The 19,952-nt window shown below is 44.2% G+C and carries 21 protein-coding genes; 13 read left to right on the top strand and 8 right to left on the bottom strand.

Translation table 11 applies throughout. The features are described from left to right. Position 1 precedes the first annotated feature (1 nt). Complete coding sequence (locus tag R7D93_RS20440) at positions 2 to 472, top strand: RES family NAD+ phosphorylase (RefSeq protein WP_005376497.1); 471 nt, start codon at positions 2 to 4, stop codon at positions 470 to 472. A gap of 79 nt (positions 473 to 551) precedes the next feature. Here R7D93_RS20440 and R7D93_RS20435 read toward each other — a convergent pair whose 3' ends face one another. Continuing rightward, entirely contained in the window at positions 552 to 2,402 is a 1,851-nt protein-coding gene (locus R7D93_RS20435; RefSeq protein WP_213867679.1) for an acyltransferase family protein, read from the bottom strand. 241 nt (positions 2,403 to 2,643) lie between these two features. On the opposite strand from R7D93_RS20435, the gene R7D93_RS20430 reads away from it, so the two are divergent. Then, on the top strand, positions 2,644 to 2,919 hold the full coding sequence (locus R7D93_RS20430) for a nitrogenase-stabilizing/protective protein NifW (RefSeq protein WP_017820985.1): 276 nt from the start codon (positions 2,644 to 2,646) through the stop codon (positions 2,917 to 2,919). Positions 2,920 to 3,036: 117 nt separating this feature from the next. On the opposite strand, the gene R7D93_RS20425 is transcribed toward R7D93_RS20430, so the two are convergent. Next, positions 3,037 to 4,137, bottom strand: a complete 1,101-nt coding sequence (locus R7D93_RS20425; RefSeq protein ID WP_213867680.1) for an alkene reductase — start codon at positions 4,135 to 4,137, stop codon at positions 3,037 to 3,039. 11 nt (positions 4,138 to 4,148) lie between these two features. After that, on the bottom strand, positions 4,149 to 4,535 hold the full coding sequence (gene gloA, locus R7D93_RS20420; protein ID WP_005388741.1) for a lactoylglutathione lyase: 387 nt from the start codon (positions 4,533 to 4,535) through the stop codon (positions 4,149 to 4,151). A 211-nt stretch (positions 4,536 to 4,746) separates the two neighbouring features. Between gloA and R7D93_RS20415 the strand changes: the two genes are divergently transcribed. Together R7D93_RS20415 and R7D93_RS20410 are read left to right on the top strand one after the other, a co-directional pair. Further along, on the top strand, positions 4,747 to 5,175 hold the full coding sequence (locus tag R7D93_RS20415; protein ID WP_213867681.1) for a PaaI family thioesterase: 429 nt from the start codon (positions 4,747 to 4,749) through the stop codon (positions 5,173 to 5,175). Positions 5,176 to 5,201: 26 nt separating this feature from the next. Beyond that, a complete protein-coding gene (locus R7D93_RS20410; RefSeq protein WP_225495975.1) occupies positions 5,202 to 5,591 on the top strand; it encodes a MazG nucleotide pyrophosphohydrolase domain-containing protein in 390 nt (129 codons plus the stop codon). A gap of 43 nt (positions 5,592 to 5,634) precedes the next feature. Here R7D93_RS20410 and R7D93_RS20405 read toward each other — a convergent pair whose 3' ends face one another. Beyond that, entirely contained in the window at positions 5,635 to 6,510 is an 876-nt protein-coding gene (locus tag R7D93_RS20405; protein WP_053307641.1) for a universal stress protein, read from the bottom strand. A gap of 215 nt (positions 6,511 to 6,725) precedes the next feature. Between R7D93_RS20405 and R7D93_RS20400 the strand changes: the two genes are divergently transcribed. The 5 genes from R7D93_RS20400 (at position 6,726) to def (ending at position 12,199) form a co-directional block, all read left to right on the top strand. Continuing rightward, positions 6,726 to 8,069: a magnesium transporter gene (locus R7D93_RS20400; RefSeq protein ID WP_033906508.1), complete on the top strand. Its 1,344-nt coding sequence runs from the start codon at positions 6,726 to 6,728 to the stop codon at positions 8,067 to 8,069. 291 nt (positions 8,070 to 8,360) lie between these two features. Then, positions 8,361 to 8,903, top strand: coding sequence for an AAA family ATPase (locus R7D93_RS20395; protein WP_213867683.1), 543 nt, complete (start codon positions 8,361 to 8,363; stop codon positions 8,901 to 8,903). Positions 8,904 to 9,010: 107 nt separating this feature from the next. Continuing rightward, positions 9,011 to 10,456, top strand: coding sequence for an AGE family epimerase/isomerase (locus tag R7D93_RS20390; protein ID WP_213867684.1), 1,446 nt, complete (start codon positions 9,011 to 9,013; stop codon positions 10,454 to 10,456). A gap of 537 nt (positions 10,457 to 10,993) precedes the next feature. Beyond that, positions 10,994 to 11,458 carry an ABZJ_00895 family protein gene (locus R7D93_RS20385; RefSeq protein ID WP_017635325.1) on the top strand — a complete coding sequence of 155 codons (465 nt, stop codon included), beginning with the start codon at positions 10,994 to 10,996 and terminating at the stop codon, positions 11,456 to 11,458. Positions 11,459 to 11,692: 234 nt separating this feature from the next. After that, the gene (gene def, locus R7D93_RS20380) at positions 11,693 to 12,199 is read left to right on the top strand and encodes a peptide deformylase (protein ID WP_017635324.1); all 507 of its coding nucleotides are present in this window, start codon (positions 11,693 to 11,695) and stop codon (positions 12,197 to 12,199) included. Positions 12,200 to 12,271: 72 nt separating this feature from the next. Here def and R7D93_RS20375 read toward each other — a convergent pair whose 3' ends face one another. After that, complete coding sequence (locus R7D93_RS20375) at positions 12,272 to 12,679, bottom strand: helix-turn-helix domain-containing protein (RefSeq protein ID WP_213965843.1); 408 nt, start codon at positions 12,677 to 12,679, stop codon at positions 12,272 to 12,274. Positions 12,680 to 12,763: 84 nt separating this feature from the next. Here R7D93_RS20375 and R7D93_RS20370 point away from each other — a divergent pair, with 84 nt between their 5' ends. From R7D93_RS20370 to R7D93_RS20355, 4 genes are all read left to right on the top strand, one after another. After that, positions 12,764 to 13,309: a DUF2938 domain-containing protein gene (locus R7D93_RS20370; protein ID WP_213965842.1), complete on the top strand. Its 546-nt coding sequence runs from the start codon at positions 12,764 to 12,766 to the stop codon at positions 13,307 to 13,309. A 185-nt stretch (positions 13,310 to 13,494) separates the two neighbouring features. Then, positions 13,495 to 14,523, top strand: coding sequence for a phospholipase A (locus R7D93_RS20365; RefSeq protein ID WP_213867688.1), 1,029 nt, complete (start codon positions 13,495 to 13,497; stop codon positions 14,521 to 14,523). Positions 14,524 to 14,616: 93 nt separating this feature from the next. Further along, positions 14,617 to 15,075, top strand: coding sequence for an exoribonuclease R (locus tag R7D93_RS20360; RefSeq protein ID WP_225495973.1), 459 nt, complete (start codon positions 14,617 to 14,619; stop codon positions 15,073 to 15,075). Positions 15,076 to 15,403: 328 nt separating this feature from the next. Further along, positions 15,404 to 16,408 carry a metal-dependent hydrolase gene (locus R7D93_RS20355; RefSeq protein WP_225495972.1) on the top strand — a complete coding sequence of 335 codons (1,005 nt, stop codon included), beginning with the start codon at positions 15,404 to 15,406 and terminating at the stop codon, positions 16,406 to 16,408. Between the two features lie 40 nt (positions 16,409 to 16,448). Here R7D93_RS20355 and R7D93_RS20350 read toward each other — a convergent pair whose 3' ends face one another. From R7D93_RS20350 to R7D93_RS20340, 3 genes are all read right to left on the bottom strand, one after another. Continuing rightward, positions 16,449 to 16,841: a hypothetical protein gene (locus tag R7D93_RS20350; RefSeq protein WP_005376463.1), complete on the bottom strand. Its 393-nt coding sequence runs from the start codon at positions 16,839 to 16,841 to the stop codon at positions 16,449 to 16,451. A gap of 500 nt (positions 16,842 to 17,341) precedes the next feature. Further along, positions 17,342 to 19,102, bottom strand: a complete 1,761-nt coding sequence (locus R7D93_RS20345) for an ABC transporter ATP-binding protein/permease (RefSeq protein WP_225495970.1) — start codon at positions 19,100 to 19,102, stop codon at positions 17,342 to 17,344. Between the two features lie 173 nt (positions 19,103 to 19,275). Continuing rightward, positions 19,276 to 19,890, bottom strand: a complete 615-nt coding sequence (locus R7D93_RS20340; RefSeq protein ID WP_047101483.1) for a PolC-type DNA polymerase III — start codon at positions 19,888 to 19,890, stop codon at positions 19,276 to 19,278. Positions 19,891 to 19,952: the final 62 nt, after the last annotated feature.

Raw genomic sequence — 19,952 nt, 5'->3', positions numbered from 1 at the left:
TATGAAGCTCTATCGTCTCACACAAAAGAAATTTGCTGACACGCCATTCAGCCCCGTTGGCGCAAAGTTATTTGGAGGGCGATGGAACTCAAAAGGAACCGAAGCCCTCTACTTCTCTGAATCGGAATCCCTTTGTTCGTTGGAAGTGTTTGTTCACGTAAACAACGATCCTGCTATCACCAAACTTTACGATTTATATCGTATTGAAATGCCAGAATACCTCATCGCCACCTTAGATGAAGAAGATCTCCCTGTGACGTGGCGAGCAATACCGGCGAGCGAGTCTACGCAGTACATTGGTGATCAGTTTCTCAATGATCCTCATCCAGAGTTTGCCGCGCTGCAAGTGCCTTCAACGATTTCACCTCGTGATAAAAACTACGTGGTGAATCCAAATCATCCCAAAATGAAAGAGATCATCAAGAAAGCCGAAAAGCTCGATTTCGCGTTTGATCCGCGCATTTTCAAATAGACGCCTAGCTTTGTCTTGCTTTAAAGCATTCAGCGCTTACCTGAGATAAGCGCTGAAGCATAAAAGTTTATTTCCTTGGTTATTGTCGATCGTAAGTGAACTGTTGCGCTTCATTTGTAGTGTTGAGGTAATGCCCAAGCACCAACTCAGCACCTTTGTAAGATAAATGGCTGTCATCCGTATACATCGCATTGTTTGCTCCAACTCTCATTCGACATACGCCATTTCTGCAAATGGCATCGGTCAAGTCGACAAACTCAACGTGCTCAAATTGCTCAAAGTAGTTCACTAACTTCGCCACGTTTTGAGGGTGATGTTGTTTGGGAGAAAAGTCGCAGGCAGACTCTTCTGTCTCGCCAAACAAACGCGCTTTCCAAAGGCATTCTCCTACCGCAAACGGTGCAGAAGGGGTTGGACCGAAAACGACCACTTCCTTTCCTTTCAGTTCATTCAATAATTTGGTTAATGATGCTTCATAATCGGCTTGTGAAAGCTCTTTATTGAAATTAGAAGAGATAACAACGCGACGAATGGAAGGGGTACTTAGAATTGTATCGACAGCCTCATTGAAGAACTGTCGGCAAGGAACTGAGCCAGCACCTTTGATGGTGTCGACATAACCGACCGCACAGGAATCTTGAGTAAGTTGCACCACGCCAGTTGGTGTTACTTCGGATAGACGCTTCACGTAAACCATGCTGTGACTATTGCCTAACACAGCGATGTCGGGCTGCGGCGCAGACGAGCACACATCGTTAACGTTGGTGTTGCCGTTGCAATCTAAACCATAACCGTTGTTAACGCGCATGGCCTCGAAAAATGCGCTTCTTTCTGGAAAACCACCGTTTTTATGACCGATAACGCCGAACGTTAGCAAGGGCAACGTCAACAACACAATAACCACGGACGCAGTGCGCATACTCATGGCTTTTCGGCTACGGAACGGCTTTTCAATAAAGCGCCAAGTGAAGTAAGAAAGTACAAAAAGAGTGACAACGTAAAGTGGGATATTGATGTCTTGTGTTGCATCCAACACGTAGCGGTAAAAGACAAATAATGGAATGTGCCACAAGTATAAGCTGTAGCTGATTAAGCCGACGAACACGACCCACTTTAGGCTCAGTAATCTACCGCAGACATTGTCTTTAGAGGCAAACAAAATCACCAACGCGCTACCGATGACCGGCACCAGCAGCGTAATGCCCGCACCATCTTGCGATTTTTCAAACAAAAGCGCGGAAGCCAATATCAAAACGATGCCAATGGTTGCCAGCGTATCGTTAGATTGAACTTGGACTTTTCTCATCACTAATGCGAGTAATGAACCGGTTGCCAGTTCCCAAGCACGAGAGAAGATCATGTAAAAAGCGAAATCAGGATCGTTGCTCGCGTAGACAATAGTCATCAAACTCAGCGCAAATATCGCGATGAAAAAAGTCAGGTAAAACGCGTTTTTGCCACGAGCGAGTAGCATGAGTAGCAAAGGAATGACAATGTAGTATTGTTCTTCAACGCCCAAGCTCCAAGTGTGAAACAGCGGGTTGGCTTGATCTTCTAAACCGAAGTAATTGTGGCCTTTTAAATACAGAAGAATGTTGGATGAGGAAAGAATGGAAGATACTGCAAACTGACCAACGTCTTTGTGTGCTTGCGGCAAAAATAGCCACCAAGACATCAAATAGCTGACGGCGATCACCACCAGTAAGAGGGGGAGTATGCGACGAATGCGTCGCTCATAAAAATCACCAAGGCTGAACTTCTGGTTTTCTAAGTCGTTAATCACGATGGTGGTGATCAAATAGCCGCTGATCACAAAAAACACGTCGACGCCAATAAAGCCACCAGCGAATTGCTCAACTCCTGCATGAAACAAAATCACCAACGTGACAGCAATCGCCCTTAATCCGTCTACTTCTGCTCTGTAAGTCATATCGTGTTGCTCCAACATTCCGTTTAATGAAGTAGAGCAAAATATGAACCAGAAATAATATTTATTTAAATCAGTACCTTAAATTGATTGTCAAAATGAAAATGCTAGGTGGGTTAACGAATTCCCAAATTGAATTTCAATATGGAAACCCCATAAAGAATGATCTTAAGAAGCGCTAAATCAAAGAACGTAAAGCGCGAGGCACTTAGACTTCATTGAAAATGATTACGCTAAAGAAACGATGACAGAGAATACGATTCAGGAAAAAATTGCCAGCTTTACTTGTATCGAAGAGGCTTTGAATTACTTCGACATCGAGTTTGATAGCCGATTTATCGAAAACAATCGAACCGAGTTGGTTAAGAGGTTTCACGGCTACTTAATCCTCACTAAACCGGATGATTGGTTTTCAGGTCGTCGTGCTTTAAAGAATGCTTACTGTAAAGTACAACGCAGTTTGCTCAGTAAAACGACGCGCTCTGCGTGCCGAGGTTGTACATCTTGTCAAAGACGTTAATTCTGGTGGCTTGCCTAAAAAGAACCCTGCATCTTGGTGTCACAGGGGGAAGAGCAAGGTTCTTTTGGTTTCGCTATTGGTTTGTCGCGAGTTACGAATCAGCTTTACGTAGATGAATTAACCCGCGTGATACGCAGGGTAGTCCACCAAGCCTTTTTCACCGCCGCCGAACAATGTGGCAGGGTCATGTTCTGCCAGCGGATAGCCATGCTTGATGCGGCTTGGTAAGTCTGGGTTTGCAACAAACGGACGGCCAAAGCCAATCATGTCGGCTAAACCACTTTCAATCGCGTGTTGCGCCTTTTCTGCGTTGTAACGACCGGCATAGATCAGTGTGCCTTTATACGCCTCACGAACTGCGGTTTTAAAGTCGTGCGGAGTGTCTGGCGCGTCGTCCCAATCCACTTCTGCAATGTGAATGTAAACCACATTGAGTTTATCAAGCAGCGCTGCAGCGGCGGTGTAGGTTTCGACTGGCGTACTATCAACGGTGCCATTTAACGAAGTGAATGGTGCAAGACGAACACCAACACGCTCTGCGCCAATAGCTTGCGTCATAGCCTCTACCACTTCACCAAGAAAACGCAGACGGTTTTCAATTGAGCCGCCGTATTCATCGGTGCGGTTATTCGCTTCAGAATCGATAAACTGGTTGACCAAGTAGCCATTCGCTGCATGAAGTTCGATACCATCGAATCCGGCTTCTATCGCGTTTAGTGCGGCTTGGCGGTACTCTTCAATAACGTTCTTGATGTCTCGTTTGGTCATTTCACGAGGCACAACCACGTCGACAAAACCCGGTTCGTCTGTGCCGTTATCGACAAATACTTTCACGTTTTCTGCTTTTAGCGCAGAAGAAGAAATAGGTTGCTCACCGCCAATGTTATCAGGGTGAGTCACACGTCCAACGTGCCATAATTGCGCGAAGATAGTGCCGCCTTTCTCGTGCACTGCATCAGTTACTTTTTTCCAGCCAGCAATTTGCTCTGGGCTGTAAATGCCTGGTGTCCATGCATAGCCTTGACCCATTGGCGAAATTTGTGTGCCTTCAGCAACGATTAGGCCCGCTTCAGCACGTTGAGCATAGTAGGTCGCCATCATGTCGTTAGCGATATTGCCTGGTTGAGAAGCACGAGAGCGCGTCATCGGAGGCATAACGATACGGTTTTTTAATGAGAGAGAGCCAAGTTGAATGGGTTGAAATAATGCGTCTGTCATAGGAAACCTCGTTATTTGTGAGTTTGGATGAGTTCGATTTGGTAACCATCGGGATCTTTAATGAACGCGATGTGAGTTTCTCCGCCTTTCATTGGACCTGGCTCGCGAGTAACGTTGCCACCAAGCGCTTTAATTTTTTCGCAAGCGGCGTAAATATCTTCAGACCCCAGTGCCATGTGTCCGAATGCGTTACCCAAGTCGTAACTGTCGGTATCCCAGTTATAAGTTAGCTCGATGGTCGCGCCATCTGGTTGATCAGTGTTACCAACAAACACCAGTGAGTAACGGTATTCTTGGTTTTCAAAACGATCCAAAACACTCATTCCCAGAACTTTTGTATAAAATTCGATAGATTTGTCTAGGTCAGCTACACGGATCATCGTGTGGAGAAACTTCATAAGTCGCCTTTTCATAACGTTGCGTAATCACTATGCAAACCATATCGCCACTCTAAATAAACTGGAAATTATCGTTAATTATTAAAATGATTATTTAGTGTTATGAAAAGCGAGGTTGCTGGCCCTGCAACATGCAAACAAAGATTACTCGCCGTTTCTTTTTAATTGTTGGCATATGCTAATTACTCTTTTGAGAAACCGAGTAACTATCATGTCTACAAACAGCTATTGTCATTACACTCACGAATCTCATCATCAATGTGCGGTTTGTTCTTCAATTAATGTGAATCCGAACTCTTTGGCCGTGAACTACCAATACCTAGCCGATGGTTCTGTTGTCGGAGAGTTTCACGTTTTACCGCGTTATCAAGGTTACACAGACCTGTTGCATGGTGGTATTGCCAGTTCGCTTCTCGATGGTGCAATGACGCATTGTTTGTTATCTAGAGACATTCAAGCCCTTACGGCGCAGTTGGATGTGCGCTACCATGCACCTATTCAGTTAGATGATCGAGTCACGATTACTGCACACTGTGAAGGTGAACGACGCGGTATATATCAACTGGTGGCTCAATTGCGGGTCGAAAGCGAAGTTAGAGTGACGGCTAAAGGGAAGTTTATTCGTCCTAAAAAGGCATAAATAAAAACGTGTTCTACGGAGAGGCAATGAAGAAATTTGATGAGCTGTATGCAATTGCGACGAGAAAATCTCAATATGACCAAACCAACACTTGGTTTAAAGGCGTAGAGACTTATCTGGAGGCCATTGGCAAAGAAGTTGATGAAGTCCGCGAAGAGATTCGTGAGGATCGCCTTTGTCATTTGGAAGACGAGTTAGGCGATGTGTTGTGGAACTATCTTAACGTATTAAAAGCGCTGGAAAGAGAAAAGGGCATAGATCCTGAGAAAGTACTCGAAAGAGCCTGCAACAAATACGATCAGCGTGTACCTGCGATTGAGTCGGGACGCAGTTGGGATGAGATAAAACAGCAGCAGAAACAAGCCTTGAACGCAGAGCATGAAGCCGCGCAGTTAGAAGATGTAAAGAGCCAATAACTGCGCTTGGTATTGAAAGGGTTGGTCAATAGGGAATACCTAGTCAGCCCTTGGAACTGTTGACCAACAGTAGGTCACAAGGTGGTTGATCAAGTAACGTGTCTACAGTGCTGCCAGACCAAAATTGAGATGACATGCTTCGTTTACATGCCCCCATAATCAAAATCGCTGCTTGTGATTGCTTAACTGCTTTTGGTAACGCCGTTTCAGGGTTTCCTTCTGGCAGCAGTAGTGGTACTCGAGTTAACTTTTGCGCAGTAATAAAGTCCGTAATGCCTGCTTTTTGGTTGCTTAATATCTCTGCACGATAGCGAGAGAGGTATGGCGCGACGTATCGGCAGTAAACGAGCGTCATTTTCCCGCTTAAGGTTTGTTCCAATTTTGAGCCTCGCGAGACGATGGCTTTATCTACTATCGACTTTTCATCCCCTCGATGAAGTGGGTCGATTGCACAAAGCATGTTGGCGTGAGAAGGCCATGAACGCTCACTCAGTAGCAACAAGTCGCAATCTTGTTGTGCTAGTTCTGTGAGCATCGTTTGAATCTCGTGTTTGTTAAAGTGTCCCACGAGCAGTAAGTCAGTGTGGTCAACAAGCCGTTTCGTAACTTGCTCAACCCAATGACTCCCTTTGAAATGCTCGTAAGAGAGCGTTGGCGTTTCAAGCTCTTCTTCTTCACAAAGTTCGACAATTAATGCGTTGAACTTTAAGGTCCAAGATTCAAACTCAGCTTGTCTTTTTTCTATATGGTCAGAGTTGAAACTGAGAAAATGAGCGAATGCGTGATCTTCACTTCGGCGATGGTCTTCCACTAAAACCACAATAGGCTGAGCCAACGCTGTCGAAAATTGAATCACTTTACGAAGCACCTTACGACTTGGTAAGGCGGCCTGCTGAGTCAGAAAAAATACAGGTGCCATTGATTACTCCATTATCAAACAAGGCGAATGAGCCTGACACACATTCAAGTCTATACCATGAACTGATGCAGAGGCGTTTTGTTTCTGCGAGCGAAATATAAATTCCGCAATTAAGTCAACTATCGCCTAGAATTTTAACATCAAGAATTCATGCCTTCGGATAGCACATATCGTCAATGCGGCGAATGTGGTAGTGAAAGCTATAGGTAAAAGTAATGATAGATTCCAACCAATTGCAAATTAACCGCAAAGTGCCACATTTGCTTGCTGAGATCATTAAAGCGATAGAATCGACCGAAGACTTGAGCTTTTTGAAAGACTATCAAGAAGCACAGATTGCGAACATTTTGGAATCGGTCAACATTGCTTACCGTAAGCGTGTCATAGAAGCAGTGCCGCCTGAGAAGTATTGGACGGTATTAAATTTGCTCCGATACGACACCGCCAAGCACATTCATCAATCACTCAATAAAGACTTACAACATGAACGCTTGGCGTACATAACTGATTCTGAACTGATCATCTTTGCGGACTTTCTACCGACCGAATTTGTAGATGAATACCTTATTGATCAAAGTGAAGAGTCTGTCGCGCATATCCAACAAGCATTGTCGTATGAAGACAACAAAGTTGGACGTTATGCCGAGCCTCACTTTCTGGTCGCAAACCCTAAAAACAGCGTAGGAGGCATCAAAACCGAGCTGCTAAAACGTGGGCAAAGTCCAGTGCGGTTGATTATTGTGCGTGATGCAAGTGGTGTGATTGGTACGATAGAGCCGCAAACCCTGTTGCTGCACGAGAATCATATCAAACTTACCGACTTGACCGTAGTTACGCCAATTCTAGAAGATATTCAAACGATTCAAAGCGTCAGCAAACAAGTCTCGATTGATGGTGGAGCACATTGGTTTCCTATCATGGCTGGTGGCAAAATTATGGGCGTCTTGTCGATGGCGACCATTGCGATTACGTTGCGCGAACTCAGCCTACAAGCTGTAGTGGCAGAAAACGTACGAAGCGAAGAAGATTTGTTCACACCATTAAGCGTGGCGACAAGGCTAAGAGCACTTTGGTTGGTGATTAACTTGCTGACCGCTTTCGTAGCCTCCGCCATCATTGGGCTTTTTGATAATGTGGTCGAGCAAGTCGTTGCGCTTGCGATCTTAATGCCTGTCGTGGCGAGCATGGGCGGCATCGCGGGTAGCCAAACCTTAGCGGTGGCCATTCGGGGTATCGCATTGAACCACTTGCACCAAAGTAACTTGAAGCTATTGGTGAATAAGGAATTAAAAATCGCCACCATTAATGGCTTGATCATGGGATTAGTCATCGCGGGTGTCGTCTACATGGTGTTTGACTCTTGGCCATTGGCGCTTATTATCTGTTGTGCCATTTTCCTCAATAGTTTGGCGGCCGCGGCATCGGGTACGTTGATACCATTCACGTTGAAGAAGTTTAACATTGACCCCGCCGTGGCTGGCTCGGTAGTATTGACGACCGTTACCGATGTCGTTGGTTTCTTTGCGTTCTTAGGCTTAGGTGCCATTTTCTTGATATAGATATCCAATTGACGCGTTAACCAGCAGAACCAATCGCACCATTTCCCAACCCAGTATTTTGGGCGAGCTTGCTTCGCTCAGCATTCCTCCGTTTTCCATAACCGATGAACACGTCGTTTCGGTTCTTACTTTGTATATCTCTTCACTGCCCAGTACTATTCCCCCAAATTTCCCACTACCGATCTCGCTTAACGCTGGCGTGCCAAATGCCAATTTCAAACGCCAGATGATGCCAATTTTCTTGGCTGTACACGCATTACTTCACTCAAACAAAAAAATAAGGAAACAATTTTGAATAAACTCATCGTATTCACTGGTGGTCCCGGTGCAGGAAAAACCTCGGTTATCGAACAACTAAAAACACAAGGCTTTATCTGCGCGCCAGAAACCGGCCGTCAAATAATACAAACGCAGGTTGCCAATCACGGTTCAGCATTACCTTGGAATGACAAACAAGCTTTTCGAGACGAAATGATGAAGGCAGAAGTGAGCAATTACCGAGCTTTCAATGTCCACCAAGGGAATGTGTTTTTTGATCGCAGTATTGTGGACGTATATGGCTACAGTAAGTTGGAACAACTTCCAATCTCGCATGAGCTCATCACGCATTGCCAGATGCTTCGTTATCATTCTCAAGTGTTCATTTTTCCACCGTGGACGTCGATATTCAGCAACGACGAAGAGCGAAAGCAAGATTTTTCTGAAGCGGTCGCCACGTATCAACAGATGGTCGATGCATACCACAAGTTTGGTTATCAATTGATCGAAGTGCCCAAAATATCAGTCGAAGACAGAGTAGCGTTTATTCTCGGCTCAGTTATCGAACAAGGCTGAAAGATGATTGATGCAAACAAATGCGTAAGGCGATTGTGAGCACGACAACAATATGCGTAAAGGGAGTTATTTATACTGGATAAAATTCAATAACTTAATTGAGTGTTATGTCTTTTAAATATCTTACCTTATTGCTCGCAACGACGAGCATGAGCAGCTTTGCTGATGTAGACCTGCCTTCGGGGGATGATTGGTTAAACCATGTGACGAATGGCCTAGCCCCATATTGGATGATGGAAAGCGCGCATGGGCAACCTGCGGGGAATTTTCCGACATTTCGTTGTGATAACGGTGTCATTCTCGACCCACAAAAGCCGTGTGAAGAATTAAACAAAGGGTGGATTAGCCCGCACTTCGATCGCGAATACACCCGCATGAAATCGCGCCAAACTTACGCTTATGGCGTGCTTTTTCATCTTACGGGTGACAAGCAAGCATTAGAGCTGGCAAAGAAAGGGGCTTATTACCTGATTGATCACCTACAAGATGAGAAAAACGGCGGCTTTGTGAGCTTTACGCGTAGTGGAAAACCGGGGATGAAGTGGCAACAACGAACTTCTCAAGACCAAGCTTACGCTTTGGTGGGGTTGGCGATGTACTACTACTTAACGCAAGACCCAAAGGTCGAACAAGCGCTTATCGACCAGCAAGCGTTTATATTTAAACAATACCGACGAAGCGATGATCGCGGTCTGGCGTGGGTTTTGAAAGATGGTGATGGGGAAAGTGAGAAGCAGCAAGAGTTAGTCGCTCAACTTGACCAAATTAATGGCTACCTGTTGTTAATGACGCCACTTTTACCACCGCCAGCGCAAGCCAAGTGGAAGCAAGATCTGCAATGGCTGACGCAAGTGATGCTAGATAACTACTATTCCGTCAAAGAGCAGCGCTTTTATGGCGCGATACACCACAAAGCGGTAATGATGCCAGATGCGAAACACAATGATTTTGGACACACCATCAAAGCGTATTGGATGACGTATCTCACTGGTCAGTTGTTGGAAAATTCCAATTGGACAGAGTTTGGTTTCAAAGGAATGAAACACACGCTTAAGCAAGCGCAATACCAGCAAAACTTTGAGCAAGTCAAAGCGCTTTTCTCACCAGAATGGCAGAGTAAATGGACGCAAGAGAGCATTCCTGCTTGGCAATCAAGACCATACAAGCACTATAGCTCGTCTTGGGAATGGGCAGAGCTCGATCAAGCGGCAATGACAGTTTCTCTTGTCGATGGTTCGATGAAAGAAACGCTTCAATACACGTTACCCACTTTTATGGACGTATGGGTGGATCATCAATATGGAGGAGTCGGTCTGAGTCCTAAATCAACCAAAGCGTTCCATTGGGGAAATGGTTACCACCAGTTTGAACATGCGTTGGTCGGGTATTTGTACGCGCAACAAATGGCAAAACAGCCTGCCAAGCTTTACTACGCGCGACCAGCAGAGAGCAAAATGCCACTTAATCCGTATTACTTTAGCGCAGACGTAAAATCGTTGTCGTCACAAAGTGATGGAGTCACCATCGCGACATTCACCAATATTCGACCTTAGGTTGGTCGATGGTGATGTGTTGGTTAAAGTCCGCGTAAAAGCCAATAAAATCCTCCGACAGCAAGTGCGACTATTAGCTATCTAGGTCTGTCACTAGATAAGCTTCAAGCAATGATGGTGCAGGTAATGCCCACGGGGCGCTTACAAAAAGCCGTCAGAACCACTGGTTTTGACAGCTTTTTATTCTATGACAGGTAGAGGCTTCAATTTTCAGCGCGATAGATCCATGAAAACTTAAGTGAGATTCCAATCACGTCGCATAATCTCACTAGTGTCATTGGAAATAAATGAATTGTTCCTGATACATAGAACGTATTAACATGGTTGCACTAGACCCATATGAGTAAACTTATTGAATATACAATTTGAGAGAGAGGGTTTAGTTATTAAAAATAACAGTTAGTTGGAATCTAGGTTAAATGAAAATAAAACTATTTAAAAAGCTACAAGTTGTATTTCTTGTGGTGTTGTTTCTCTAGGTTGTCCAAGCGGAAGCATGATCTAAAACGCTTATTTTATTCAAATAAATGGAAAGAAATGAAAGTGGAATTAAAAAATAACTATTCAGAATCAGAAATAAACCAGCCACCATCGGTACTTCTTGTTACGTCTCTGTTGTGTCTGGCGTCCGTTTGTTGGGCTGCATTGCTGTTGGCCATTGAATATATTGTTGGGATAGAAATGAGTGGTACAGGCTTTCTTAGCACGTTAATCCCAGCCATGAGTGTTGGTTATTACTTCGGCTACAAGACTGGAGATGTAATGCCATCAAAAACAAGATGGTATGCTGTTTTACTGTGGACTTTAGCAAGTTTGGTAGTGTTCTCTCTTATCTTAATGTCGTTAGATATTTCTCCGTTTTATTTATTATCTGAGCTCGGTGGGGTAAGTATTTTTATTGCTATCATAATGCTAATAACGATTGGCATCGCCTACTTAATTTTAAAAAGTGGTGAGAAAATGGCGATTAGAGTATTACTCAAAGCCAAGGAAAGTCAGTAGATAAAATACAACAAACGATTCAATTAGGATCATGACAAGACGTCAGCCATAATGTGCTGGCGTTTTAGTTTCCTGTTTGTAGGATTTTTTGTCTAAAAGGCAAACCCATTTATTGTGTTGTAGTTTGAGTTAATGGTTTATGCCTTGTGCGCAAGATTGCTTAGCAGGTTTATGTATCGAGAAACGTGTGTATAATTCGCCACGAATTACGATTTATAGATATGAAAGGTAAGTATGGCAGTCCTCGAAATTCTCTCCATTCCAGACCCAAGGCTTAAAGTAAAAGCAGAAAAAGTCACTGATGTATCGACAGTACAAACGCTGATAGACGATATGCTAGAAACACTTTACGCAACGGGCAATGGTATCGGTTTAGCTTCAACCCAAGTAGGCAGAAAAGAGGCGGTTGTTGTCATCGATATCTCTGACGAACGCAATGATCCTTTAATCTTGGTTAACCCAGAAGTGGTGAGCGGAGAAAACAAAGCACTTGGTCAAGAAGGGTGCCTATCTGTTCCTGAGTACTACGCAGATGTAGAGCGTTACACGTCAGTTGTTGTTTCTGCACTAGACCGTGATGGCAACCCGATTACAATCGAGAGCGATGAGTTCTTGGCGATTGTGATGCAGCACGAAATTGATCACCTATCTGGTAACTTGTTCATTGATTACCTTTCACCGCTGAAGCAAAAAATGGCGATGAAAAAAGTGAAGAAGTACGTAAAAGCGAAAGCTAAGTAATATGAGAGGAAGTAACCCTCCATGTCGAGTTACTTCCTTTTAAATTAAGAATAGGACGGTAGTGAGAGCGGTTTATCTCTGCTTTTGGGGGACATAACGCTTTACGACCTTCATAAGCCTTTGAAATGAAGAACAGTCCATATGTGACTCATGAGGGCAGGTGGCAACATGGTTTAGGCTGTCTCGTACCGCTTTCAAACGTTTTATTTGCTCATCAATCTCAAGTGCCTTTTTCGTTAGTAAGTCACGATCGATATATGGCTTTGAAACTTCTGATTGATTCAACATTTCTGCCATTTCGTTAAGCGATATTCCAGCGATACGCCCCAAACTAATTAAATTGAGTGTATTGAGTACCTCTGGTGAATATTGGCGTCTCAATCCATTCCTTCCTATCGAGCGAATTAACCCCAGCTGTTCGTAGTACCTGAGCGTTGAAGTCGGCAATCCTGATGTTCTAACCACTTCTGCAATATCCATATTATTCCCCATTGACTTCAAGTTGGCTTTAAGTTGTAGCATGCAACTAAGACCTTAACAAATCAAAAACTTGAGGAGAGAAAAATGCTGCTTTTAATGGGATTGCAAGCGGTGCTAATAGGGATTGGTGCCACTTTGATAATGGATTTATGGGCATGGTTACAAAGGAGAGTGTTTGGTATTCCTTCATTAAACTATGCGTTGGTTGCGCGCTGGGTTTTGTACATGCCCCAAGGAAAGTTTATGCATGCGCCAATTATGGCGTCAGAGGCGATGCCGGGAGAAAAGTCACTGGGCTGGTTTTTTCATTATGCCATCGGCGTTACTTTCGCTTTGGCTCACGTTACTGTTTTTGGTCATCATTGGTTGGTAGAGCCCAGTCTAATGCCCAGCTTAATTACAGGCGTGGTAACGTTGATCTTCCCATTTTTGGTCATTCAACCTTGTCTAGGATTTGGTTTTGCTGCGAGTAAAACCCCAACACCTTGGAAAGCCCGTTTTCTTAGCACATTGGCGCATTTGGGTTATGGTTTGGGTTTATTCATAGCCGGGTTTGCAATCAAAGTTACGAGCCAGTATTTTTGCATAGAGAGCATGAGCATCATGCAAACGAGTGGTTTTTATCTATGATGCTCAACTCTTGGTTGTTTTTTGCGCTTTGATCATAGTTGACCGATATGTCTAAAGTCTGTTGCATTTATCCAAGACGTAAAGTCGGCGGACATTTAACATAGCCTTAACGTCAGAATGGCAAGCGGTTTACCAAGAAAAACTAAAATTATCTGGTTTGACATAAAGAATATTAAGGGTTTCAGATGGCTTCAAAAGTGGCAGGGATATCAATACTGAGTTTATTGGCAGCGCCAGTTGCGATGGGAGAAACAGCCAGTGCTTATGATTTATGCTTGTTAGACAAAATAAAGCAAAGCAAAGGTGAGGAAACCATAAAGAGCATTCGCGGGCAGTGTGAGCTTGACACAGTAACCAGCACAGTGCCCGCTGATCCAGAAATTGAAGAGCCTGAAGAACTTCAGGAAAGTTTGGTCGACAAGCGTTTGGAATCAGAACGAGAAAACGCGTTCGAACCGTTTAGTCTGGTCGCGCATCGCGTTAACTATATTCTTCCGTTTACATACAGTGATCGTGTAAATAAACGCGCGTATGCCGACACCAAATACGGCGATGAACTGCGTAAGGAAGAGGCGGAGTTCCAAATCAGTTTTAAAGTACCAATGAACTATGATGACTTGTTGTTTGATGGCGATGGTCTGTTTTTTGGAATGACTCTTAAATCATTTTGGCAGGTATACACGGGTGCAGCATCTCGTCCATTCCGTGAAACCAATTATCGTCCAGAGCTTTTTTACTACACCCCAACAGACTGGAAACCACTTGATGGTTCGACTTGGTTAGGTTTTGGTATTGAACATGAGTCTAACGGTCAGAGACAGGAGCTATCGCGCAGTTGGAACCGTGTCTATGCCAACTTAACCTTTGCAAAAGACAATTTTGCGGTTTCTATCCAGCCTTGGTGGCGTATACCTGAAGATGAAAAGACATCGCCTAATGATCCCAAAGGTGATGATAACCCGGATATCGAAGACTATATGGGACACTTTGAGCTATCGAGTGCTTACAAGTGGAATGGTTACGAGTTTACCTTTTTAGGTCGCCAGAACTTTCAAACACATAAGGGTTTTGCAGAACTGGGTGTGTCATTTCCGATTTGGGGCAAAGTTCAGGGGTACGCACAATACTCAGCGGGTTATGGTAAGAGCTTGATCGACTATGATCATAATCAGCAGCGGATTGGTGTTGGTATTGCAATCAACGGTGTTTTGTAGTTTTTCGTAGATGGATAGAAATTAACACTGGCAATTGAAATTTCAATATTTAGAATGCGAGGCTGAAATTGATTTCTAACCTAGAGTGATTTTATGCTTCGTGATTACACCTTCGATTGTCTTGTAACTATGCCTCGCCATGAGCTGGAAGAGTTTAGTGCTCGTATGATCAGTAAAATGGTGCCAGAAGACGTGATGAATGAGCTGTTCACTTTTGATCAAGAAGAAGTGGATAGTGAAGACCGCATGTTGTCTGCACGTCTTGATGCAATGCTACGCATGACAGCAATCGCACTGAGTGAAATTCAACAAGCGTTTGATGACTCAGAAAACGCAAAGCAAAATAGCGAGCGAATGACGCGATTGGTGCTTTGGCATTTCTACGCGATCTCATTCCGTTTGGAAGAGGCCATCACGTTAGAAACACACTGTGCTCTAGTGGAAAAACTAATCGAAAATGTACCTTCGGATGTTTTTGCGTGGGTAAAAACATTGACGGAGCTGCTACACACTTACGCTGAAATCAACGCGAAAGAGAATCCTCAAGACTAAACGCCTGCCGTTTATCGTTCAGTAAATTAGAAACAAGGCGAGCCATTTGGTTCGCCTTGTTTTTTCGCGTCAGATAAACCTTCGGGTTTGAAATACCAAACAAGCCTAGACTCAGATTTGTTCGTTCACTAGCGAACGGCGTGATTCCTTCTTACACTAAATCAAGGTGTTTGTTGCTAAACAAGCAAATGCATGACTAAGTCGTGTATTCTTTTCCACTAAAATGCGGATAACTTATGTCGAAGAACCTTCTGGTTTTTAAATTGGAACCGACTATTGAGCGTGTACGCTTTCCAGCTGAGCTTCATCTATCTAAAGGAAGTGAACGATGGATCCGTTAACGCAAGGTTTATTGGGTGCAACTTTGCCACTGGCCGTGAGCAACAAGCGAAACCTTGCAGTTGTTGGCGTGTTGGGTGTGGTCTCTGGGATGGCTCCGGATTTAGATGTACTCATCCGTTCTTCAACTGATCCTTTGCTGTATTTGGAATACCATCGCCAATTTACTCACTCGCTCTTGTTTATCCCGTTTGGTAGTTTCATTTGTGCTTTATTGTTGTATCCGTTGTTCGCAAAGAAGCGAGGACTAAGCTTCCGGCAGAGTTGGCTTTACTGTGCGCTTGGTTATAGTACCCATGCGTTATTAGACGCATGCACCAGTTATGGAACACAGCTTCTATGGCCGATAAGCAACACGCGTTATGCTTGGAACACTATTTCGGTAATCGACCCCGCTTTCACACTCCCTATTTTAACATTGCTTTTGTTTGCTGCACTGAAGCGAAGCCCAAGCTATGCCCGAATTGCATTTTTATGGTGTCTGGCTTACCTAAGCCTTGGAACGATACAACGAGATAGAGCAGAAGCAGCTGGTTGGGAAATCGTCAAAGAGCGACAACACAAGGCTATACAGTTAAAAGCCAAACCAAGCTTTAGCAACCTTTTGGTTTGGAAGCTGATTTATGAAACGGAAGATAACTACTATGTAGATGCGGTAAGGGTAGGGCGTTCAATAAAAATTTACCCCGGCGAATCTACTCCAAAGTTAAATATAAAAGAGCAATTTCCGTGGCTAAACCCGCACTCGCAACAAGCAAAAGACATCGAACGTTTCCGTTGGTTTTCAAACGGTTTTGTAGCGAAGGATCCGAATAATGAAATGCGAATTGTTGATATGCGTTATTCCATCGTACCAAACCAAATTAATGCGTTATGGGGCATCAATCTATCCCCAAAAGCCAGCGCAGACGCGCACGTTGAATACACTGCTCATCGAGGAAGAACTGCAGAAGATCGCCAAGTTTTTTTCAACATGCTTACGGATTTTGAGTGATGGTTTTACTTTGGATGTCGATGCGGTTTCGTAATAACTATTACGCAGACTGAAAGTCCTTTACTAGGGTCGGCTTGCTAGCGAAGAAAATTTTGCCAAACAGGGACTTGTACTTCCAGCCAAGAGACAAAAGTCGTTTAGCTAAGTTCTTGTTTTCAATGATTGCAACCTCAACACCTTGGTAGTGGTATGGATTGCTTTTGATGTAGTCGATAAATGCAGTAAGCACGCCTTGCCCGCGAACGGAGGGTGCAAAGTTGACTGCTACAATAGAAAAGCGTTGGCTACCTGCTGGGCAACGGACTAAACAGTGCCCAAGAGGATGAGTAATAGTCTCAGAAAATTCAGGAAAAGGGCGAGACTCAAGCTCTTGAGAAAGCGCATCGTATCGCTGACATAGATAAGAAAATAGTTGTTTCGCTTCGCTGTTCATATCGGTGCCGCTTTTGTGTTGCTTGGTTTGAAGGCATTGATGTCTCAAACATTGTAACCATAGATAGCAACACAAAACGCGGTAAACTTTTTCAGTAATGATTTCCTATTTTTGAAACCTGAATTGTTACAAATGAAGTTTATTGGGTTTTATATAGTAGTTGTGAACGAGTGTTTCTAGTTGAAGGGAGAATACGCTGGTTACTGGATTCTTACTGGAATTCCTTTGTTAAAAGGCGAGCTGCTTGGTTTAATGCCGCTCGTTTAACTGCGAGTGGCATCTTTTGTATTTCGTCACCTTGTACAGCGACGATGGGACATGATGTGGGATCTTCTATTCTAGCTCTTCATGGTCTAAATTATCTCATTAACCACTCAGCGCACTGCTATCAGATCCCTAGTCTCGCCAGGGCTCACGGGACTGATACAAAAACATCGTTAAGCTATTGTTATTAAATTACTTTGTTCGCCTTTACTTACTTTTGAACGCTTAACTAGACGTTACTCCAAGTGCTTAAATTGCAATGCCACAAGTCGCTGATACAACTCACAGCTTTGCATTAATGATTGGTGGTTACCAACATCGACTAATTCGCCATTGTCGAGCACCGCAATTTTATCCGCATGTTGGATAGTCGAAAGACGATGAGCAATAATCAGCGTTGTGCGTCCTTTCATTAGAGCTTCAAGTGCTTGCTGAACGTGATGTTCACTTTCACTATCAAGGGCGCTGGTAGCTTCGTCTAGCAGTAAGACTTTTGGATCTTTTAGAATCGCGCGAGCAATCGCAATGCGCTGCTTTTGTCCGCCCGATAGCCTAACGCCGCGCTCGCCTAAAAAGCTGTGATAGCCTTCGGGAAGCTTCTCAATAAACTCATGGGCATGGGCTTTTTTCGCGGCTTCGATAACTTGTTCATCCGTCGCTTCAGGATTACCGTAGCGAATATTATGAAAAACATCATGGCTAAACAGCGCTGGTTGTTGTGGTACGAGCGCCATTTGACGTCGAAGCTCGTTTGGGTCGAACTGTCGAATATCTTCACCACCAAACAACACTTGCCCTTGCTGTGGGTCATAAAATCGTTGCAGCAGTTCGAATAGTGTTGTTTTACCTGCACCAGAAGGGCCGACCAACGCCAACACTTTTCCTTGATCAGCGGTTAGGTTTAACTCTTTGATAGTTGGTTGATTTGGGCGAGAAGGGTAGTTGAAACTCACCGATTTAAAGTTAACCTCAGCACGCATGTCGGAACGGACAGGTAAATGGTTGCTTGGCGCTTTAATATCACTGTCTACTTGAAGGATCTCAATCAGCCGTTCGGTAGCACCTGCGGCTCTTTGCAATTCACCCATGACTTCGGAAATGGTTGCAGTCGATGAGGCAACCATAATGGCATAAAACACAAATGCGGCTAGGTCACCCGCAGACATTTTTCCGTGAATCACATCGCTGCCGCCTATCCAAAGCATGCCTGAAATCGCGCTGAACACAATCACAATAACGCCTGATATCAGGATCGCACGCTGTTTTACTCTCTGTCTGCCTACTTCATAAGCTTTTTCCACCTCGACAGCGAAAGCCGCTCGTTCATGCGACTCTGAGCTAAAACTTTGCACGGTTTTAATATGTTCTATCGCTTCTCCAGCGTAGCTTCCGACATCGGCCATTGAGTCCTGACTTTGGCGAGAGAGAGCACGCACGCGTCGTCCATAAAACAAAATCGGAACCAAAACCAAAGGCACAGAAGCTAGCACAATCAGCGTGAGCTTAACGTTGGTGGCAAACAACATTATGATGGCACCAAAGCACATCAAAGCGCTACGCATCGCCATCGAGAACGATGAACCAATAATGCTTTGCAGCAACGTGGTATCGGTAGTCAGGCGCGACATAATATCGCCGCTACTGTTGGTCTCAAAATAGCTCGGATGCAGCGTAATCACATGGTTAAACACCGCAAGGCGAATATCCGCACTGACACGCTCACCCACCGAAGATACAAGGTAGAAGCGAAAGAACGTCCCAATGGCAATACACAGTGTGACACCAACAATAAACTGAATCGCATTGGTAAGCTCTTGCAATGATTGCTGTGCAAACCCTTGGTCGATAAGTATGCGTACTCCATAGCCAACGGATAACGTCAAACTTGCTGTCGCGACAAGGGCAACCAAGGCCGCCGCAACCCGCCATTTATACGGTGCAATAAAGGTGTTGAGTTTAAGAAGAATGCTGAGATTTTTGTTATTTTTTCTGCTCATGAGTGACTCACAAAGCGTTTTAGGTACCTGGCATAGTAAGCCAGTTTGGTTGGTGAGACCAGCGAACTACCGCTTTCGGATTAGGAAGTTCACTGGGATAACCAATATCGCATGTATATCGAAAATCACTTAAACGTCGAAGAGACTAGAATCAGCTTTTAGTTCGGAGGGGGTTACGCACGGCTTTTGGCGAGTAGCAGGTCGACTTTTCCTTTGGCTGTTTTACTAACTGTTTGCATCAACTGAAAACTTGGTTTTTCGACGCCTGAGTTTTCTATCCCTTCGACCATTAAGAGCCAAAGCTTGGCTGTCATTTGCGCATCGGCTAGTGCACGGTGGAAAACACCGTCGTTGTCGATATTTTTATAGCGAACAAGTTCACCTAGCTTATGTGATGGGGCTTCTTGAATGAGCCGTCTTGCTACCAGTAAGGAGCAAGCAAACTCACCCGAATAACCACAGTTGATTCGTTCAAGCTCTGCATCTAAAAATCGTTTATCGAAGGACGCGTTGTGAGCGATAAGGTTCTCGCCAGCAATGAACTCACTAAATGACGCTATTACCTCTTCGCAGCTTGGTGCCGATCGCAACATATTGTTGGTAATGCCGGTGTAGTTCTCAATGAAAGAACTCACTCTGAAACCGGGATTCATGAGTTGCTGAAAACTATCGACAACCTCGCCATTGACTAACTTTACTGCACCAATTTCTATTGCGCGATCACCTAAAGTAGGAGAGAGACCTGTGGTTTCAAAGTCGAGTACGACCACAGAGTTTGCTTGAGGCATAAAATTTTCCAGCTGAGTAATATTGCGCAAGAGTATTATCGAAAGCGACAGAAAAAGAAAGG

This window comes from Vibrio sp. YT-15 (assembly GCF_033337445.1).
GTDB lineage: Bacteria > Pseudomonadota > Gammaproteobacteria > Enterobacterales > Vibrionaceae > Vibrio > Vibrio alginolyticus.
This window is presented reverse-complemented; position numbering and strand designations above follow the sequence as displayed.

Bases quoted from the DNA above. Each gene is read 5' to 3' on its own strand.
- R7D93_RS20350 (WP_005376463.1), bottom strand. From the start codon at position 16,841: ATGAACAGCGAAGCGAAACAACTATTTTCTTATCTATGTCAGCGATAC.
- R7D93_RS20385 (WP_017635325.1), top strand. From the start codon at position 10,994: ATGAAAGTGGAATTAAAAAATAACTATTCAGAATCAGAAATAAACCAG.
- R7D93_RS20355 (WP_225495972.1), top strand. From the start codon at position 15,404: ATGGATCCGTTAACGCAAGGTTTATTGGGTGCAACTTTGCCACTGGCC.
- R7D93_RS20370 (WP_213965842.1), top strand. From the start codon at position 12,764: ATGCTGCTTTTAATGGGATTGCAAGCGGTGCTAATAGGGATTGGTGCC.
- R7D93_RS20425 (WP_213867680.1), bottom strand. From the start codon at position 4,137: ATGACAGACGCATTATTTCAACCCATTCAACTTGGCTCTCTCTCATTA.
- R7D93_RS20400 (WP_033906508.1), top strand. From the start codon at position 6,726: ATGATAGATTCCAACCAATTGCAAATTAACCGCAAAGTGCCACATTTG.
- R7D93_RS20410 (WP_225495975.1), top strand. From the start codon at position 5,202: ATGAAGAAATTTGATGAGCTGTATGCAATTGCGACGAGAAAATCTCAA.
- R7D93_RS20345 (WP_225495970.1), bottom strand. From the start codon at position 19,102: ATGAGCAGAAAAAATAACAAAAATCTCAGCATTCTTCTTAAACTCAAC.
- R7D93_RS20405 (WP_053307641.1), bottom strand. From the start codon at position 6,510: ATGGCACCTGTATTTTTTCTGACTCAGCAGGCCGCCTTACCAAGTCGT.
- R7D93_RS20435 (WP_213867679.1), bottom strand. From the start codon at position 2,402: ATGACTTACAGAGCAGAAGTAGACGGATTAAGGGCGATTGCTGTCACG.
- R7D93_RS20340 (WP_047101483.1), bottom strand. From the start codon at position 19,890: ATGCCTCAAGCAAACTCTGTGGTCGTACTCGACTTTGAAACCACAGGT.
- R7D93_RS20415 (WP_213867681.1), top strand. From the start codon at position 4,747: ATGTCTACAAACAGCTATTGTCATTACACTCACGAATCTCATCATCAA.
- def (WP_017635324.1), top strand. From the start codon at position 11,693: ATGGCAGTCCTCGAAATTCTCTCCATTCCAGACCCAAGGCTTAAAGTA.
- R7D93_RS20430 (WP_017820985.1), top strand. From the start codon at position 2,644: ATGACAGAGAATACGATTCAGGAAAAAATTGCCAGCTTTACTTGTATC.
- R7D93_RS20375 (WP_213965843.1), bottom strand. From the start codon at position 12,679: ATGGATATTGCAGAAGTGGTTAGAACATCAGGATTGCCGACTTCAACG.
- gloA (WP_005388741.1), bottom strand. From the start codon at position 4,535: ATGAAGTTTCTCCACACGATGATCCGTGTAGCTGACCTAGACAAATCT.
- R7D93_RS20360 (WP_225495973.1), top strand. From the start codon at position 14,617: ATGCTTCGTGATTACACCTTCGATTGTCTTGTAACTATGCCTCGCCAT.
- R7D93_RS20365 (WP_213867688.1), top strand. From the start codon at position 13,495: ATGGCTTCAAAAGTGGCAGGGATATCAATACTGAGTTTATTGGCAGCG.
- R7D93_RS20440 (WP_005376497.1), top strand. From the start codon at position 2: ATGAAGCTCTATCGTCTCACACAAAAGAAATTTGCTGACACGCCATTC.
- R7D93_RS20390 (WP_213867684.1), top strand. From the start codon at position 9,011: ATGTCTTTTAAATATCTTACCTTATTGCTCGCAACGACGAGCATGAGC.